Here is a 13,088-nt window from a genome sequence, read left to right as displayed (position 1 = left end):
GGGCGAGGCCGAGGGGGCGGAACCGCGCGGAGCGGGAGGCGAACGTCCGCAGCGACTCCGGGAAGACGCCCTACCGCAGTGCGGCCACGGCTCCCGCCAACTGCTCCGCCACGTCCGGCACGAACTGGTGCACCCCGTCCTTGACGACGTGCCGCCCGCCCACCACCACGTGCCGTACGTCCGCCGCACTCGCCGCGAACACCGCGATCTCCGCGCCCAGCGAGGCCGGCGCCCCGGCCGTCCGCACGCTGTCGAGTGCGATCACGCAGAAGTCGGCCAGCGCGCCGGCCTCCAGCCGTCCGGCTTCGTCCCAGCCCAGCGACGCGTGCCCGTCCTCGGTGCCGGCCCGCAGCAGCGCGTTCGCCGTCCAGTGGCCCCTGGTCCGGGTGCGCAGGCGTTCGTCGAGCTCCAGCGCCCGGGCCTCCTCGAACGGGTCGATGACGGCGTGACTGTCGGAGCCGAGGGTAATCGGGCAGCCCGCGGCGGCCAGCCGCTTGGCGGGGCCGATGCCGTCGGCGAGGTCCCGTTCGGTGGTGGGGCACATGCAGACGACGGTGGTGCTGTCCGACAGCAGCCGGACGTCCTCGTCCGTCAGGTGCGTCGCGTGGACCACCGAGGTGCGCGGCCCGAGGACGCCGTGGTCGGCGAGCAGGCGGGTCGGGGTGACGCCGTGCGCGGTGAGGCAGGCGTCGTTCTCGGCGGTCTGCTCGGAGAGGTGGACGTGCAGCGGCGCCTTGCGCATCGCGGCCCAGTGCGCGACGGCGCCCAGCTGGTCGGCGGGGACGGCCCGCACGGAGTGCACCGCGGCGCCGATCCGGGCGTGCTCCGCGCCGGCCAGCGCGGCGGCCCGCTCGGCCCAGGCGTCCGCGGTCCCGTCGGAGAACCGCAGCTGCTCCCGGGTCGGCTCCGCGCCGAAGCCGGACGACAGGTAGCAGGTGTCCAGGAGCGTGATCCGGATGCCGGCCCGGGCGGCGGCCTCGATCAGCGCCTCGCCCATCGCGTTCGGGTTGTCGTACCGGACGCCGCCGGGCGCGTGGTGCAGGTAGTGGAACTCGCCGACGGCGGTGATGCCGGCCAGTGCCATCTCGGCGTACACCGCGGTGGCGAGCGCCAGGTAGGTGTCGGGGTCGAGCGCGGAGGCGACCCGGTACATGGTGTCGCGCCAGGTCCAGAACGTCCCGGAGCCGACCTGCACGGTGGAGCGCAGCGCCCGGTGGAAGGCGTGCGAGTGCGCGTTGGCCTGCCCGGGCAGGGTCAGCCCGGCGAGCCGCACGGCCCCGGCGGGGCAGGGCCCGCTGTCGGGGGTGACCTTGGCGATCCGCCCGCCGGGGCCGACCGCGATCAGCACCTCGCGCTCGACCGCGGCGCCGTCGGCGTGCGGCAGCCAGGCGTGTTCGGCCCAGTACGTCACGACGGCTGACATGCGAGGTCCTCCAGTACGTCGGCGAGGGCGGCGACTCCGGCGTGGCAGTCGGCCTGCTCGGCGTGTTCGGCCGGGGAGTGCGAGACCCCGGTGGGGTTCCGCACGAACAGCATGGCGGTCGGGACGGCGGACGCCAGGATCCCGGCGTCGTGTCCCGCCCCGGTGGGCAGGACGGGGGCCTTCAGTAGGCCGGCCAGGTGGTCGCGCAGCGGGCCGTCGAAGTCGACGACGGGGGTGAAGGACTCGCGGGTGAGCGTCACCCGGACGCCGTCGCGTTCCCCGCGTTCGGCCGCGGACTGCTCGATGGCGTCGACCAGCTGACGCAGCGTCTCCTCGTCGGCGGCCCGGGAGTCCAGCCAGCCGCGGACCAGCGAGGCGATCGCGTTGGTGCCGTTGGGTTCGACGGCGACCTTGCCGAAGGTGGCGAGCGCCCCGGCGAGCCGGGCCTTCTTGCGGGCGGCGAGCACGGTGGTGGCGTAGGTCAGCATCGGGTCGCGGCGGTCGTCGAGCCGGGTGGTGCCGGCGTGGTTGGCCTCGCCGTGGAAGTCGAACCGCCAGCGGCCGTGCGGCCAGATCGCGCCGGCCACGCCAACCGGGTGCTCGTCCGTCAGCCACCGGCCCTGCTCGATGTGGAGTTCGACGAACGCGCCGATCCGGCCGAGCAGTTCGGGGTCCGGGCCGATCTGCGCCGGGTCGTGGCCGGCCTTGAGCATCGCGTCCGGCAGCCACACCCCGTCGGCGTCGCGCAGCCGGTACGCGGCGTCCCGGTCGAGGACGCCGGCGGCGAGCCGGCTGCCCACGCAGGCGACGCCGAACCGGGCGCCCTCCTCGTCGCCGAAGTTGGCGATCGCCAGCGGGCGGGTGAACTCCGTGCCGCGGGCGCGGAGTTCGTCGAGAGCGGCGAACGAGGAGATCACTCCGAGCGGGCCGTCGTAGGCGCCGCCGTCGGGGACGGAGTCCAGGTGCGAGCCGGTGACCACGGCGTTCCCGGCGGTCGGGTCGCCAAGCCAGGCCCACTGGTTGCCGTTGCGGTCGGTCTCGTAGTGCAGGCCGCGGGCGCGGGCCTGCTCCTCGAACCAGGCCCGGCACTCGGCGTCGGCGGAGTTCCAGGCGTGTCGGCGGTAGCCGCCGGAGGAGGCGGAGCGGCCCACGGGGAGCAGCTCCGCCCACATCGCGTCGAAGCCCTCGGTCACAGCTCGGCCATGGGCACGCGAACGCCCCGCTCGTCGGCGACCTCGCTCGCCCGGTCGTAGCCGGCGTCGACGTGCCGGATGACGCCCATGCCGGGGTCGTTGGTGAGGACGCGGCGGATCTTCTCGCCCGCCAGCGCGGTGCCGTCGGCGACGGTGACCTGCCCGGCGTGGATGGAGCGGCCGATGCCGACGCCGCCGCCGTGGTGGATGGACACCCAGGACGCGCCGGAGGCGACGTTGACCATGGCGTTGAGCAGCGGCCAGTCGGCGATCGCGTCGGAGCCGTCCAGCATCGCCTCGGTCTCCCGGTAGGGGGAGGCGACGGAGCCGCAGTCCAGGTGGTCGCGGCCGATCACGATCGGCGCGGACAGCTCGCCGGAGGCGACCATGTCGTTGAACCGCTCGCCGGCCTTGTCGCGCTCGCCGTAGCCCAGCCAGCAGATCCGCGCGGGCAGGCCCTGGAAGTGCACCTTCTCCTGGGCCATCTTGATCCAGCGGTGCAGCGACTCGTTCTCCGGGAACAGGTCGAGGACGGCCTTGTCGGTCTTGTGGATGTCCTTCGGGTCGCCGGACAGAGCGGCCCAGCGGAACGGGCCCTTGCCCTCGCAGAACAGCGGCCGGATGTACGCGGGGACGAACCCGGGGAACGCGAACGCCCGGTCGTAACCCGCGAGTTGGGCTTCGCCGCGGATCGAGTTGCCGTAGTCGAAGACCTCCGCGCCGCGGTCCTGGAAGCCGACCATGGCCTCCACGTGCCGGGCCATCGACTCGCGGGCGCGCTGGGTGAACTCGGCGGGCTTCTCGGCCGCGTAGCTCGCCATGTCCTCGAAGGCGACGCCGGTCGGCAGGTAGGCCAGCGGGTCGTGGGCGCTGGTCTGGTCGGTGACGATGTCGATCGGGGCGTCCATCGCGAGCAACTGCGGCAGCAGGTCGGCGGCGTTGCCGAGCAGGCCGATGGAGAGCGGCTGCCGCTTGTCGCGGGCCTCGGTGGCGAGCTGCAGCGCATGGTCGAGGTTCTTGGCCTCGACGTCGAGGTAGCGGTGCTCGATCCGGCGGGCGATCCGGGACGGGTCGCAGTCGATGCAGATCGCCACGCCGCCGTTCATGGTGACCGCCAGCGGCTGGGCGCCGCCCATGCCGCCGAGGCCGGCGGTGAGGGTGATGGTGCCCTCCAGCGTCCCTCCGAAGCGCTTGTTCGCCACGGCCGCGAAGGTCTCGTAGGTGCCCTGGAGGATGCCCTGGGTGCCGATGTAGATCCACGAACCGGCGGTCATCTGGCCGTACATCGTGAGGCCGAGCGACTCCAGGCGGCGGAACTCCTCCCAGTTCGCCCAGTCGCCGACCAGGTTGGAGTTGGCGATCAGCACCCGGGGCGCCCACTCGTGGGTCTGCATCACGCCGACCGGCCGGCCGGACTGGACCAGCATGGTCTCGTCCTGCTTGAGGCCCTGCAGGGTCTTCACCATCGCGTCGAAGGAGCGCCAGTCGCGGGCGGCCTTGCCGGTGCCGCCGTAGACCACCAGCTTGGACGGGTGCTCGGCGACCTCCGGGTCGAGGTTGTTCATCAGCATCCGCAGGGCGGCTTCCTGCTGCCAGCCCTGCGTGCTCAGCCCGGTACCCCGTGCCGCGCGCACCTCGCGCGGGCCGCTCGCCTGCTCTGCCATGGACCAGCCTCCTTGCGGATGGATTCATTCACGATCAAGCAGAGTGAATATATCCAAACAACATCGGGCTGACCAGAGTCTCGATGGCCCGCGTCGGCGCCTGTTCCCTCAGCTCTTCCCCGGCTCTTTCGGCGGAGCCTCCGGTGGACCGCCGCCCGGCGGACCGTCTCGCGGTGGACTTCCCGGACCGCTCCCGCCGTACTCGCCGCGCAGCGCCGCCAACCGGTGCCGGTACTCGTCGACGTCGATCTCGCCCCGGGCCAGCCGCTCGGCCAGCAGCCGCTCCGCCTCCGGGACCCGGCCGTGCGGCGGGCTCCCCCACCGCGTCCCGTCCCCCGACCCGGGCGTCCGACTCGTCGAGTACATCCGCCACAGCGCGACCAGTGCGACGATCACCAGCAGCACGAACAGCATGAACGTGATCCCGGGCAGCACCCACGACCAGCCGCCGTGGTACCCGCGGTGCCAGTACATTCCGATCACCCGCCACCGCACCCGAACGGTGCGCCGACTCCAGTCTGCGCCTCGCCCCGCCGCACCGAAACGCCGAACGAAGCCCCCGGCCGCCACCCACCGCGGCCGACCCGCGCCCCTCGACCGGCCGTTTCACCGCAGGTGCGTACGCGATCTCACTTGACCGGGTGGCAAAGAGATGGGAAAACGTGTCGAGTTCCGGCCAGTCGGCCGAAATTCGGACCACATCACCACTGGGGGGATCCGTGTCGGTCCTCGACGCGCCCGAAGCGCGTTCACACCGGCGTCACCCGTCCTCGGTCCTGGCCGCCGGCGCCACCGCGCTCCTGCTCTGCCTCGGCGGACCGGATCTGGCCCCGGCAGCCGCGGCCGCCCCCTCGCCGAGCCCCACCGCAGGCGCCTCGGCCTCCGCCAAACCGTCCGCCTCCGCCAAGCCGTCCGTCGCCGCCGGGACGTCCGCCTCGCCCTCGCCCTCGGCCTCGGCGTCCGCGCAGCCGGCCGTCCCGACGCCCACCCATGCGCTGACCTTCCCGCGGCCGGTCAGCCAGTTCTCGAACAGTGTTCCGGTCGACGGCTGCGGCACGCTCGCCGCGGGCACGTGGGGCTGGCTGCCCGGCGACATCGAGGCCACGCTGACGGCGCAGACTCCGCAGTCCACGGAGCCCCTGACCGTGGAGTTCCACTTCTTCGACGTGGCCGCGCCGGGCACCGATCTGAAGTCCGGCCCGGCCGAGTCGGTCGACAGCTCCGGGCTCGCCCGGTTCACCGTGCGGACCACGGGCCTGCTCGACGGCCACGCCTACGGCTGGCACGCGGTCACCCGCGACGCCGCGGGCCGGGCGTCCGCGCCGACCACGGCCTGCCACTTCCGGATCGACCGCACCCCGCCGACCATCGCGCTGCAGAACACCAGCGAGGTCGCCCACATCGGCTCCTGGACCCAGAGCTACGACTGGACCGACAAGCCGGCCGCGGACGGCACGAAGCCGACGTACATGTGCGCCGAGGTCCGGTTCGACAACGATCCCGGCTGGTCCTTGCCGTACTGCAACTGGAGCCCCGGCCGGCTGGTCGCGGCCCCCTCCACCGCCGGCCCGACCGTCGCGCACATCCGGGCGGTCGACCCGGCGGGCAACCGCTCGGCCGAGGTGACCCGCCCCGTCTACGTCTACCCCAACGCGAAGGGGATCGACCTTGCCGACCCGTTCGCGCACTGGACGCTGACCCGGGACGTCAAGGGCGCGGACGGCTTCGGACGCAACCCGCTCACCCCGAGCGGCCCGGTCTCCTGGGTCGACGCCAAACCCTCGGAGTTCTTCCCCTCCGGCACGGCCGTCTCGCTGGACGGCAACGGGTCGCTGGGCAGCTCGCAGGCGGTGGTCGACACCACCAAGTCGTTCTCCGTCAACGTGTACGCGAAGTCCGGTGACGCGAACGTCGGCGGCGTGGTGCTCAGCCAGGACGGCACCCGGTCCAGCGGGTTCATCCTGTGGGCCGACCCGGCCGACCACCACTGGCGCTTCTCGATGGGCGTCGCCGACAGCGACAACGCCGTCTGGGACAACACCGACATCGACCGGTTCTGGTCGCCCGGCGTCGCCGTCGGCCTGGTGCAGCCCGCCAACGTCCAGCGGCTGACGGCCAGTTACAACGCGAGCACCGGCGCCCTGGCGCTGTGGGTGGACGGCGAGCTGGCGTCCACCGGCTACCACAACCCGGCGAAGGCGTGGAAGGCCAACGGCCCGCTGCGGGTCGGCCAGTACCAGGTCCGGGGCTACCCCTCGCTCCGTTTCAAGGGCCTGGTCGGCGACCTCGGCCTGGTCGCCCGCCCGGCCAACTTCCGTACCGAGGACGCCCGTTACCAGGAGCCGGCCTCGCTGTCCGTGAACTTCACCGGCTGCATGGACACCGACCCGGGCGAGCCGTCCGGCCGCGGCCAGAAGATCCGCTTCGAGAACTGCGCCCCCGCCAGGGGCCTGAGCGCCTGGCGGGCGGACGGCACCGTCCGCCAGGCGGGCATGTGCCTGGACGTCGCGTACAACGCCACCGCCAACGGCTCGGCCCTCCAGCTGTGGGACTGCAACGGCGGCGCCAACCAGCAGTGGATCCCCCGGGCCGACGGCTCGCTGTACAACCCGGTCTCCGGCCGCTGCGTGGACCTGCCGTGGGGGAACCGCGTCATCAACAACGCGATGACGCTGTTCGACTGCCACGGCGGCACGAACCAGGTCTGGAGCCCGCTCCACCCGCTGATGGGCGGCCCGCAGTAACCGACCGGCCCCCCGGTACACCGGCCCCGTCGCACCTCGTGCGGCGGGGCCGTCCCGTTCCGGCCGACGGCGTGCGGCCGCTCCGGACGGGCCGTCAGGCCGCCGCGTCGCCGTCCCAGTCGATGCCGATCTCGGCGAGCCAGCGGCGGTCCTCGGCGTCGGGCTGGGCGTTCGGGTCGCCGGAACCGCCGTCAGCGGGGCGGTTCTCGTCGGAACCGCTCTCGCCGGGGCGGGCCGGCGGGCGCGGGATGTGCTGGACCGGGCCGACGCCGTAGCGGGCGGCGGCCGCGTCGGCGGCCGGGTCGCCGGGCTCCAGGACGCCGATGTGCACGGCCTCCTCGTCGCCCGGGTCGAGCACGGTGAGTTCGGGGTGCGGCGGGCGGCGGAGGGCGATGCGTCGGCCGCACTGCGGGCAGGACCATTCGTCGGCGCCGGAGCCGAGTCGTCCGGTGAGCCGCATCTGGTGGATCGGTGGTGGCATTGGACTTCCCCCGTCCAAGGCTGTCTTCGTCCCTACCGGGAAGATGCCCGCGCACGGCCGGTCGTCAACCCGGTACCGGGGTGTCATTGGGGGAACAACGGGTGTCAGTCCAGGAACAACTGACGGGCCGTCGCCGACTGCTCGATGGCTTCGAGCCGGGCTTCCGCGCCGGGGATCTCGTCGCACATCGCCTGCAGCAGCACCCGGCCGAGCACCATCGGGGCGCAGGCGGTGTCGAAGACCAGGCCGGTGCCGACGGCGGCGGGCAGCATCAGGTCGGAGAGCTTGGCGACCGGGGCGAACGCGGAGTCGGCGACGGTCAGCACGGTCAGTCCGCAGTCGCGAGCCACCGTGAGGGCGTCCATCAGTTCGCGCGGGTAGCGGGGCAGCGCGAAGCACAGCAGGGCGCTGGCGCCGGCCGAGACGGCCTGCTCCAGGCGGTCGGCGAGCATCGAGCCGCCCTCGTCGAGCAGCCGGATGTCGGGGTGGACCTTGGCGGCGAAGTAGGAGAAGCCGCGGGCCTGGGCGGAGGCGGCGCGCAGGCCGAGCACCGGCAGCGGCCGGGAGGCGGCCAGCACCCGGGCGGCGCGGACGATCGGCGCGGGGTCGGCGAGCAGCTCGGCCAGGTGCCGCAGGTGGGCGATCTCGGCGAGCACGGCCTGCTGGTGCTCGTTGCGGACCACGTCGTGGTGGCTCTCCGGGTCGGCGGCCTCGCCGACGCCGAGTTCGCGCAACTGCTTGCGCAGCGCGGGGTAGCCGTCGTAGCCGAGCGCGACGGCGAACCGGGTGACGGACGGCTGGCTGACGCCGGCGAGTTCGGCGACCTCGACGCTGGACAGGAACGGCGCCTCGGTGGCGTGCTTCACCAGCGAGTGGGCGATCCGCCGCTGAGTGGGCGTCAACCGGTGGCCCTCGAAGAGCTGGAGCAGCCGGGCGGACGGCCCGCTGTTCGTTCCGGTCTCGTCCAGGGCGGTCATCTCGGGTACCTCCACGCTCGGTTGGGCGGTCGCCGGTGGCTTCGGCGGTGGGACGACTGTGGCGCAGTCCCGACAGACGGGCAATCGCGTTCCGCCTGACGGGACGGGCGCATCCGGAGGGTGTCCGGCGCGCCCGTCCCGTGTCACATCATCAGGCGAGCGGACCGGTGACCCGCTGGACCGCCTCGATCAGTGCGCCGGTGCCGACCAGTTCGGCGGCGGCCTCCAGGTCCGGGGAGAGGAAGCGGTCGCGGCCGGGCCCGCCGACGCCGGCGGCACGGGCGGCGGCGATCGCGGCGGCGGTCGCCGGGGCGAGCACCCCGGGCTGCTCCGCGGCCTGCTCGCGCATCTCCAACGCCCTTGCGGAGGCGACGAGTTCGACGGCCAGCACGCGACCGAGGTTGGCCACCGCCTGGCGCAGCTTGCGGGCCGCGGACCAGCCCATCGAGACGTGGTCCTCCTGCATCGCCGAGGACGGGATGGAGTCCACCGAGGCGGGCACCGCGAGCCGCTTGTTCTCGCTGACCAGCGCGGCCTGGGTGTACTGGGCGATCATCAGACCGGAGTCCACGCCCGGGTCGTCGGCGAGGAACGCGGGCAGGCCGTGCGAGCGGGCCGTGTCGAGCAGCCGGTCGGTGCGGCGCTCGGAGATCGAGGCCAGGTCGGCGGCGGCGATCGCCAGGAAGTCCAGCACGTAGGCGACCGGCGCGCCGTGGAAGTTGCCGTTGGACTCGACCCGGCCGTCGGGCAGCACCACCGGGTTGTCGACGGACGCGGCGAGCTCCCGGTCGGCGACCAGCGCGGCGTGCGCGAGGGTGTCGCGGCCGGCGCCGGCCACCTGCGGGGCGCAGCGGATCGAGTAGGCGTCCTGGACCCGCGGCGCGTCGTCGTGGTGGTGGCCGGTCAGCCCGGAGCCGCGCAGCACGGCCAGCATGTTGGCGGCGGCCGCGGCCTGGCCGGGGTGCGGGCGGATCGGGGCGTGCAGCTCGGGGGCGAGCACCCGGTCGGTGGCGAGCAGCGCCTCCAGCGTCATCGCGGCGGTGATGTCGGCGGTGGTGTACAGGCGCCGGAGGTCGGCGAGGGCCATCACCAGCATGCCGAGCATGCCGTCGGTGCCGTTGATGAGGGCCAGGCCCTCCTTCTCCAGCAGTTCGACCGGCTCGATGCCGGCGGCGGCCAGCAGCTCGGCGGCGGGCTTCTCCGCGCCGTCGGGGCCGAACGCGGTGCCCTCGCCCATCAGGACGAGCGCGCAGTGCGAGAGCGGGGCGAGGTCGCCGGAGCAGCCGAGCGAGCCGAACTCCCGCACCGCCGGGGTGATTCCGGCGTTCAGCAGGGCGGCCATGGTCTCGGCGACCAGCGGGCGCACGCCGGTGCGGCCGGAGGCCAGCGTCTTCATCCGCAGGAACATCAGCGCCCGGACCACCTCGCGCTCCACCGTCGGGCCCATGCCGGCGGCGTGCGAGCGCACCAGCGAGCGCTGGAGCTGGGCCCGCAGCTCGGGGCTGATGTGGCGCACCGCCAGCGCGCCGAAGCCGGTGGACACCCCGTACACGGGGCGGGGCTCGGCGGCGAGGGCGTCGATCCGGGCGCGCGCCCCGGCCATCTCGGCGAGGGCGTCCGGCCCGATCTCCACCCGGGCCCCGCCCCGGGCCACGGCGAGGACATCCTCGGCGCTGACGTCGGCCTTGCCGACCTGGACGACGACACTGTGCATATCCATATGCACATTCTCATCAGGTGAATGCGGATATGACAAGCAATCGTTCGGCACACCGCGGATGGTTGACTGGCCCGCGGAGGTGCGACACGGATGGCGCGGGCAACGGTACGGCGGCGAGTGGTGCGACTGCGCGACGGGGAACGCGGCGCGCGGCCCGACAGTCTGGCGGCGGAGGAACCGCTGGAGATCCGGATCGGCGGCGAGGCGCTGACCGTCACCATGCGCACCCCCGGCCACGACTTCGACCTGGTGGCGGGCTTCCTGGTCGGCGAGGGCCTGGTCGCGGCCACCGAGGAACTCGCCGCGCTGCGCTACTGCGCCGGCACGGACGCCGACGGCGCCAACACGTACAACGTGGTCGACGCGGCCGTCCGCGGCGCGCGCCCGGCGCTCTCCGCGCACCGCAACCTGCTCACCACCAGCGCCTGCGGCCTGTGCGGACGCGACACCGTGGACGCCGTGCGCACCCGCAGCCGGTGGGACGTCTCGGCCGACCCGCTGACGCTCGACCCGGAGGTGCTCTACGCGCTGCCGGACCGGCTGCGCGCCGCCCAGCGGACCTTCGACTCCACCGGCGGCCTGCACGCGGCCGCGCTGTTCGCCGCCGACGGCGCCCTGCTGTGCGCCCGCGAGGACGTCGGCCGGCACAACGCGGTGGACAAGGTGGTCGGCTGGGCGCTGCGCGAGGGCCTGCTGCCGCTGCGCGGGCACGTCCTGCTGGTCTCCGGCCGGGCCTCCTTCGAACTGACCCAGAAGGCCGCGCTGGCCGGCCTGCCGCTGCTGGCGGCGGTCTCCGCGCCGTCCTCGCTCGCCGTCGACCTGGCCGAGGAGCTCGGCCTCACCCTGGTCGGCTTCCTGCGCGGGCGCAGCGCGAACGTCTACACCCGCGCGGACCGGATCGCCGGCGGCTGAACCGCCGGCGATCCGTCGAGGGGCCTCAGCGCGGCCAGAGGCTGGTGCGCCAGGCGTGCGGGCCGGGCGCGGGGACGGGACGGGGAGTGCGGCTGGTCCACGCGGTGGCCGGGCCGCTCGCGGAGGCCGCCCCGGCCCCGGCGGCGGCCCGGGCTTGGACCACCGCCAGGACGGTGGCCAGCTCCTCGGGGGTCGGCTGCCCGTGCAGCACCTGAATGGGAGTCATGCGGGTGAGCCCTTCTGCTACAGCGGGATGTTGCCGTGCTTCTTCGGCGGCAGCGCCTCCCGCTTGCCGCGCAGCGCCCGCAGCCCGCGGACGATGTGCCGGCGGGTCTCGCTGGGCGCGATGACCGCGTCGACGTAGCCGCGCTCGGCGGCCAGGTACGGGTTGAGCAGGGTGTCCTCGTACGAGGCGAGCAGCTCGGCCCGGCGCTCCTCGGCCCGGCCCTCGGCCTCGGCGGCGGCGATCTCCCGGCGGTGCAGGATGTTGACCGCGCCCTGCGCGCCCATCACCGCGATCTGCGCGGTCGGCCACGCCAGGTTGATGTCGGCGCCCAGGTGCTTGGAGCCCATCACGTCGTACGCACCGCCGAACGCCTTGCGGGTGATCACGGTGATCAGCGGGACGGTGGCCTCCGCGTAGGCGAAGATCAGCTTCGCGCCGCGGCGGATGATGCCGTCCCACTCCTGGCCGGTGCCGGGCAGGAAGCCGGGCACGTCGACGAAGGTCAACACCGGGATGTTGAACGCGTCGCAGGTGCGCACGAAGCGGGCGGCCTTCTCGCTGGCCGCGATGTCCAGGCAGCCCGCCAGGTCCATCGGCTGGTTGCCGACCACGCCCACCGGGTGGCCCTCGACCCGGCCGAAGCCGACCACGATGTTGCCCGCGTACAGCGGCTGGACCTCCAGGAAGTCCCCGTCGTCCAGCACGTGCTCGATCACCCGGCGGATGTCGTACGGCTGGTTCGCCGAGTCCGGGACGATGCTGTCGAGCTCCAGGTCCTCGTCGGTGATCGACAGGTCCGCCTGCTCGGGGTAGACCGGCGGGTCCGAGAGGTTGTTGGAGGGCAGGTACGAGAGCAGGCTCTTGACGTACTCGATGGCCTCCTTCTCGTCGGCGGCCAGGTAGTGCGCGTTGCCGGACTTGGTGTTGTGGGTGCGGGCGCCGCCCAGCTCCTCCATGTCCACGGTCTCGCCGGTGACGGTCCTGATCACGTCGGGGCCGGTGATGAACATGTGCGAGGTCTTGTCGGCCATCACCACGAAGTCGGTGACCGCCGGCGAGTACACCGCGCCGCCCGCGCACGGGCCCATGATCAGCGAGATCTGCGGGATCACGCCGGAGGCGTGCACGTTGCGGCGGAAGATCTCGCCGTACAGGCCGAGCGAGACCACGCCCTCCTGGATCCGGGCGCCGCCCGAGTCGTTGATGCCGATCATCGGGCAGCCGGTCTTCAGCGCGAAGTCCATCACCTTGACGATCTTCTCGCCGAACACCTCGCCCAGCGAACCGCCGAACACCGTGAAGTCCTGCGCGAACACCGCGATCTGGCGCCCGTCCACGGTGCCGTAGCCGGTCACCACGCCGTCGCCGTACGGCCGGTTCTTCTCCTGGCCGAAATTGGTCGAACGGTGCCGGGCGAACTCGTCGAACTCCACGAAGGAATCCTCGTCCAGCAGCTCCAGGATCCGCTCACGGGCCGTCAGCTTGCCCTTGGCGTGCTGCTTCTCGACCGCGGCGGCGGAACCGGAGTGCACCGCCTCGTCGATCCTCCGCCGCAGGTCGGCGAGCTTTCCGGCGGTGGTGTGCGGGTCGTTCGGTGCCTCGGCCATTGCGGTGGCTCTCCCTGCGTCCTCGGCCGCCGGCCCGGGGCGTGGAGGGTTGCGGGCAGGGCGGCACTGCGGTCTACCGTTGCGTAGCGTAGCCAGCCCGGAGGCCTCCGCGGCTATGGCCATCGACACATCGTGCCACTG

General features: G+C 73.4%; 11 protein-coding genes. 2 read left to right on the top strand and 9 right to left on the bottom strand.

The features are described 5' to 3' along the window. Positions 1–70 precede the first annotated feature (70 nt). The 4 genes from ACI1MP_RS23630 to ACI1MP_RS23615 form a co-directional block, all read right to left on the bottom strand. Complete coding sequence (locus ACI1MP_RS23630; protein ID WP_380342679.1) at positions 71–1,423, bottom strand: formimidoylglutamate deiminase; 1,353 nt, start codon at positions 1,421–1,423, stop codon at positions 71–73. Further along, positions 1,408–2,595, bottom strand: a complete 1,188-nt coding sequence (locus ACI1MP_RS23625; RefSeq protein ID WP_380342709.1) for an allantoate amidohydrolase — start codon at positions 2,593–2,595, stop codon at positions 1,408–1,410. The genes ACI1MP_RS23630 and ACI1MP_RS23625 overlap by 16 nt, the downstream gene beginning before the upstream one ends. Positions 2,596–2,612: 17 nt before the next feature. Continuing rightward, positions 2,613–4,280 carry a urocanate hydratase gene (gene hutU / locus ACI1MP_RS23620; protein WP_404869415.1) on the bottom strand — a complete coding sequence of 556 codons (1,668 nt, stop codon included), beginning with the start codon at positions 4,278–4,280 and terminating at the stop codon, positions 2,613–2,615. A 108-nt stretch (positions 4,281–4,388) separates the two neighbouring features. Next, the gene (locus ACI1MP_RS23615; RefSeq protein ID WP_404869414.1) at positions 4,389–4,754 is read right to left on the bottom strand and encodes an SHOCT domain-containing protein; all 366 of its coding nucleotides are present in this window, start codon (positions 4,752–4,754) and stop codon (positions 4,389–4,391) included. A 245-nt stretch (positions 4,755–4,999) separates the two neighbouring features. Between ACI1MP_RS23615 and ACI1MP_RS23610 the strand changes: the two genes are divergently transcribed. Beyond that, complete coding sequence (locus ACI1MP_RS23610) at positions 5,000–7,024, top strand: ricin-type beta-trefoil lectin domain protein (RefSeq protein ID WP_404869413.1); 2,025 nt, start codon at positions 5,000–5,002, stop codon at positions 7,022–7,024. 94 nt (positions 7,025–7,118) lie between these two features. Here the strand turns inward: ACI1MP_RS23610 and ACI1MP_RS23605 are convergent, their stop codons facing one another. The 3 genes from ACI1MP_RS23605 to hutH all read right to left on the bottom strand — a co-directional run bounded on the left by ACI1MP_RS23605 (position 7,119) and on the right by hutH (position 10,196). Further along, a complete protein-coding gene (locus ACI1MP_RS23605) occupies positions 7,119–7,505 on the bottom strand; it encodes a hypothetical protein (RefSeq protein ID WP_380342668.1) in 387 nt (128 codons plus the stop codon). 104 nt (positions 7,506–7,609) lie between these two features. Next, entirely contained in the window at positions 7,610–8,482 is an 873-nt protein-coding gene (locus ACI1MP_RS23600; protein WP_380342666.1) for a MurR/RpiR family transcriptional regulator, read from the bottom strand. A 151-nt stretch (positions 8,483–8,633) separates the two neighbouring features. After that, positions 8,634–10,196, bottom strand: a complete 1,563-nt coding sequence (gene hutH, locus ACI1MP_RS23595) for a histidine ammonia-lyase (protein ID WP_100587296.1) — start codon at positions 10,194–10,196, stop codon at positions 8,634–8,636. A 96-nt stretch (positions 10,197–10,292) separates the two neighbouring features. On the opposite strand from hutH, the gene fdhD reads away from it, so the two are divergent. Beyond that, positions 10,293–11,114, top strand: a complete 822-nt coding sequence (gene fdhD / locus ACI1MP_RS23590) for a formate dehydrogenase accessory sulfurtransferase FdhD (protein ID WP_043914289.1) — start codon at positions 10,293–10,295, stop codon at positions 11,112–11,114. A 25-nt stretch (positions 11,115–11,139) separates the two neighbouring features. Here the strand turns inward: fdhD and ACI1MP_RS23585 are convergent, their stop codons facing one another. Further along, the gene (locus ACI1MP_RS23585) at positions 11,140–11,340 is read right to left on the bottom strand and encodes an acyl-CoA carboxylase subunit epsilon (protein WP_043914290.1); all 201 of its coding nucleotides are present in this window, start codon (positions 11,338–11,340) and stop codon (positions 11,140–11,142) included. Between the two features lie 17 nt (positions 11,341–11,357). Then, entirely contained in the window at positions 11,358–12,947 is a 1,590-nt protein-coding gene (locus ACI1MP_RS23580) for an acyl-CoA carboxylase subunit beta (protein WP_404869412.1), read from the bottom strand. Between the last annotated feature and the right edge of the window lie 141 nt (positions 12,948–13,088).

Origin of the sequence: Kitasatospora griseola (assembly GCF_044999035.1) — a bacterium.
Classification (GTDB): domain Bacteria; phylum Actinomycetota; class Actinomycetes; order Streptomycetales; family Streptomycetaceae; genus Kitasatospora; species Kitasatospora griseola.
The sequence above is the reverse complement of the archived record's forward strand: the minus strand, read 5'-3'. Positions and strand labels throughout refer to the sequence as shown.

Excerpts from the sequence above, each read along its gene's own strand:
- ACI1MP_RS23630 (WP_380342679.1), bottom strand. The coding sequence starts at position 1,423 with ATGTCAGCCGTCGTGACGTACTGGGCCGAACACGCCTGGCTGCCGCAC.
- ACI1MP_RS23625 (WP_380342709.1), bottom strand. The coding sequence starts at position 2,595 with ATGTGGGCGGAGCTGCTCCCCGTGGGCCGCTCCGCCTCCTCCGGCGGC.
- hutU (WP_404869415.1), bottom strand. The coding sequence starts at position 4,280 with ATGGCAGAGCAGGCGAGCGGCCCGCGCGAGGTGCGCGCGGCACGGGGT.
- ACI1MP_RS23615 (WP_404869414.1), bottom strand. The coding sequence starts at position 4,754 with ATGTACTGGCACCGCGGGTACCACGGCGGCTGGTCGTGGGTGCTGCCC.
- ACI1MP_RS23605 (WP_380342668.1), bottom strand. The coding sequence starts at position 7,505 with ATGCCACCACCGATCCACCAGATGCGGCTCACCGGACGACTCGGCTCC.
- ACI1MP_RS23600 (WP_380342666.1), bottom strand. The coding sequence starts at position 8,482 with ATGACCGCCCTGGACGAGACCGGAACGAACAGCGGGCCGTCCGCCCGG.
- hutH (WP_100587296.1), bottom strand. The coding sequence starts at position 10,196 with ATGCACAGTGTCGTCGTCCAGGTCGGCAAGGCCGACGTCAGCGCCGAG.
- fdhD (WP_043914289.1), top strand. The coding sequence starts at position 10,293 with ATGGCGCGGGCAACGGTACGGCGGCGAGTGGTGCGACTGCGCGACGGG.
- ACI1MP_RS23585 (WP_043914290.1), bottom strand. The coding sequence starts at position 11,340 with ATGACTCCCATTCAGGTGCTGCACGGGCAGCCGACCCCCGAGGAGCTG.
- ACI1MP_RS23580 (WP_404869412.1), bottom strand. The coding sequence starts at position 12,947 with ATGGCCGAGGCACCGAACGACCCGCACACCACCGCCGGAAAGCTCGCC.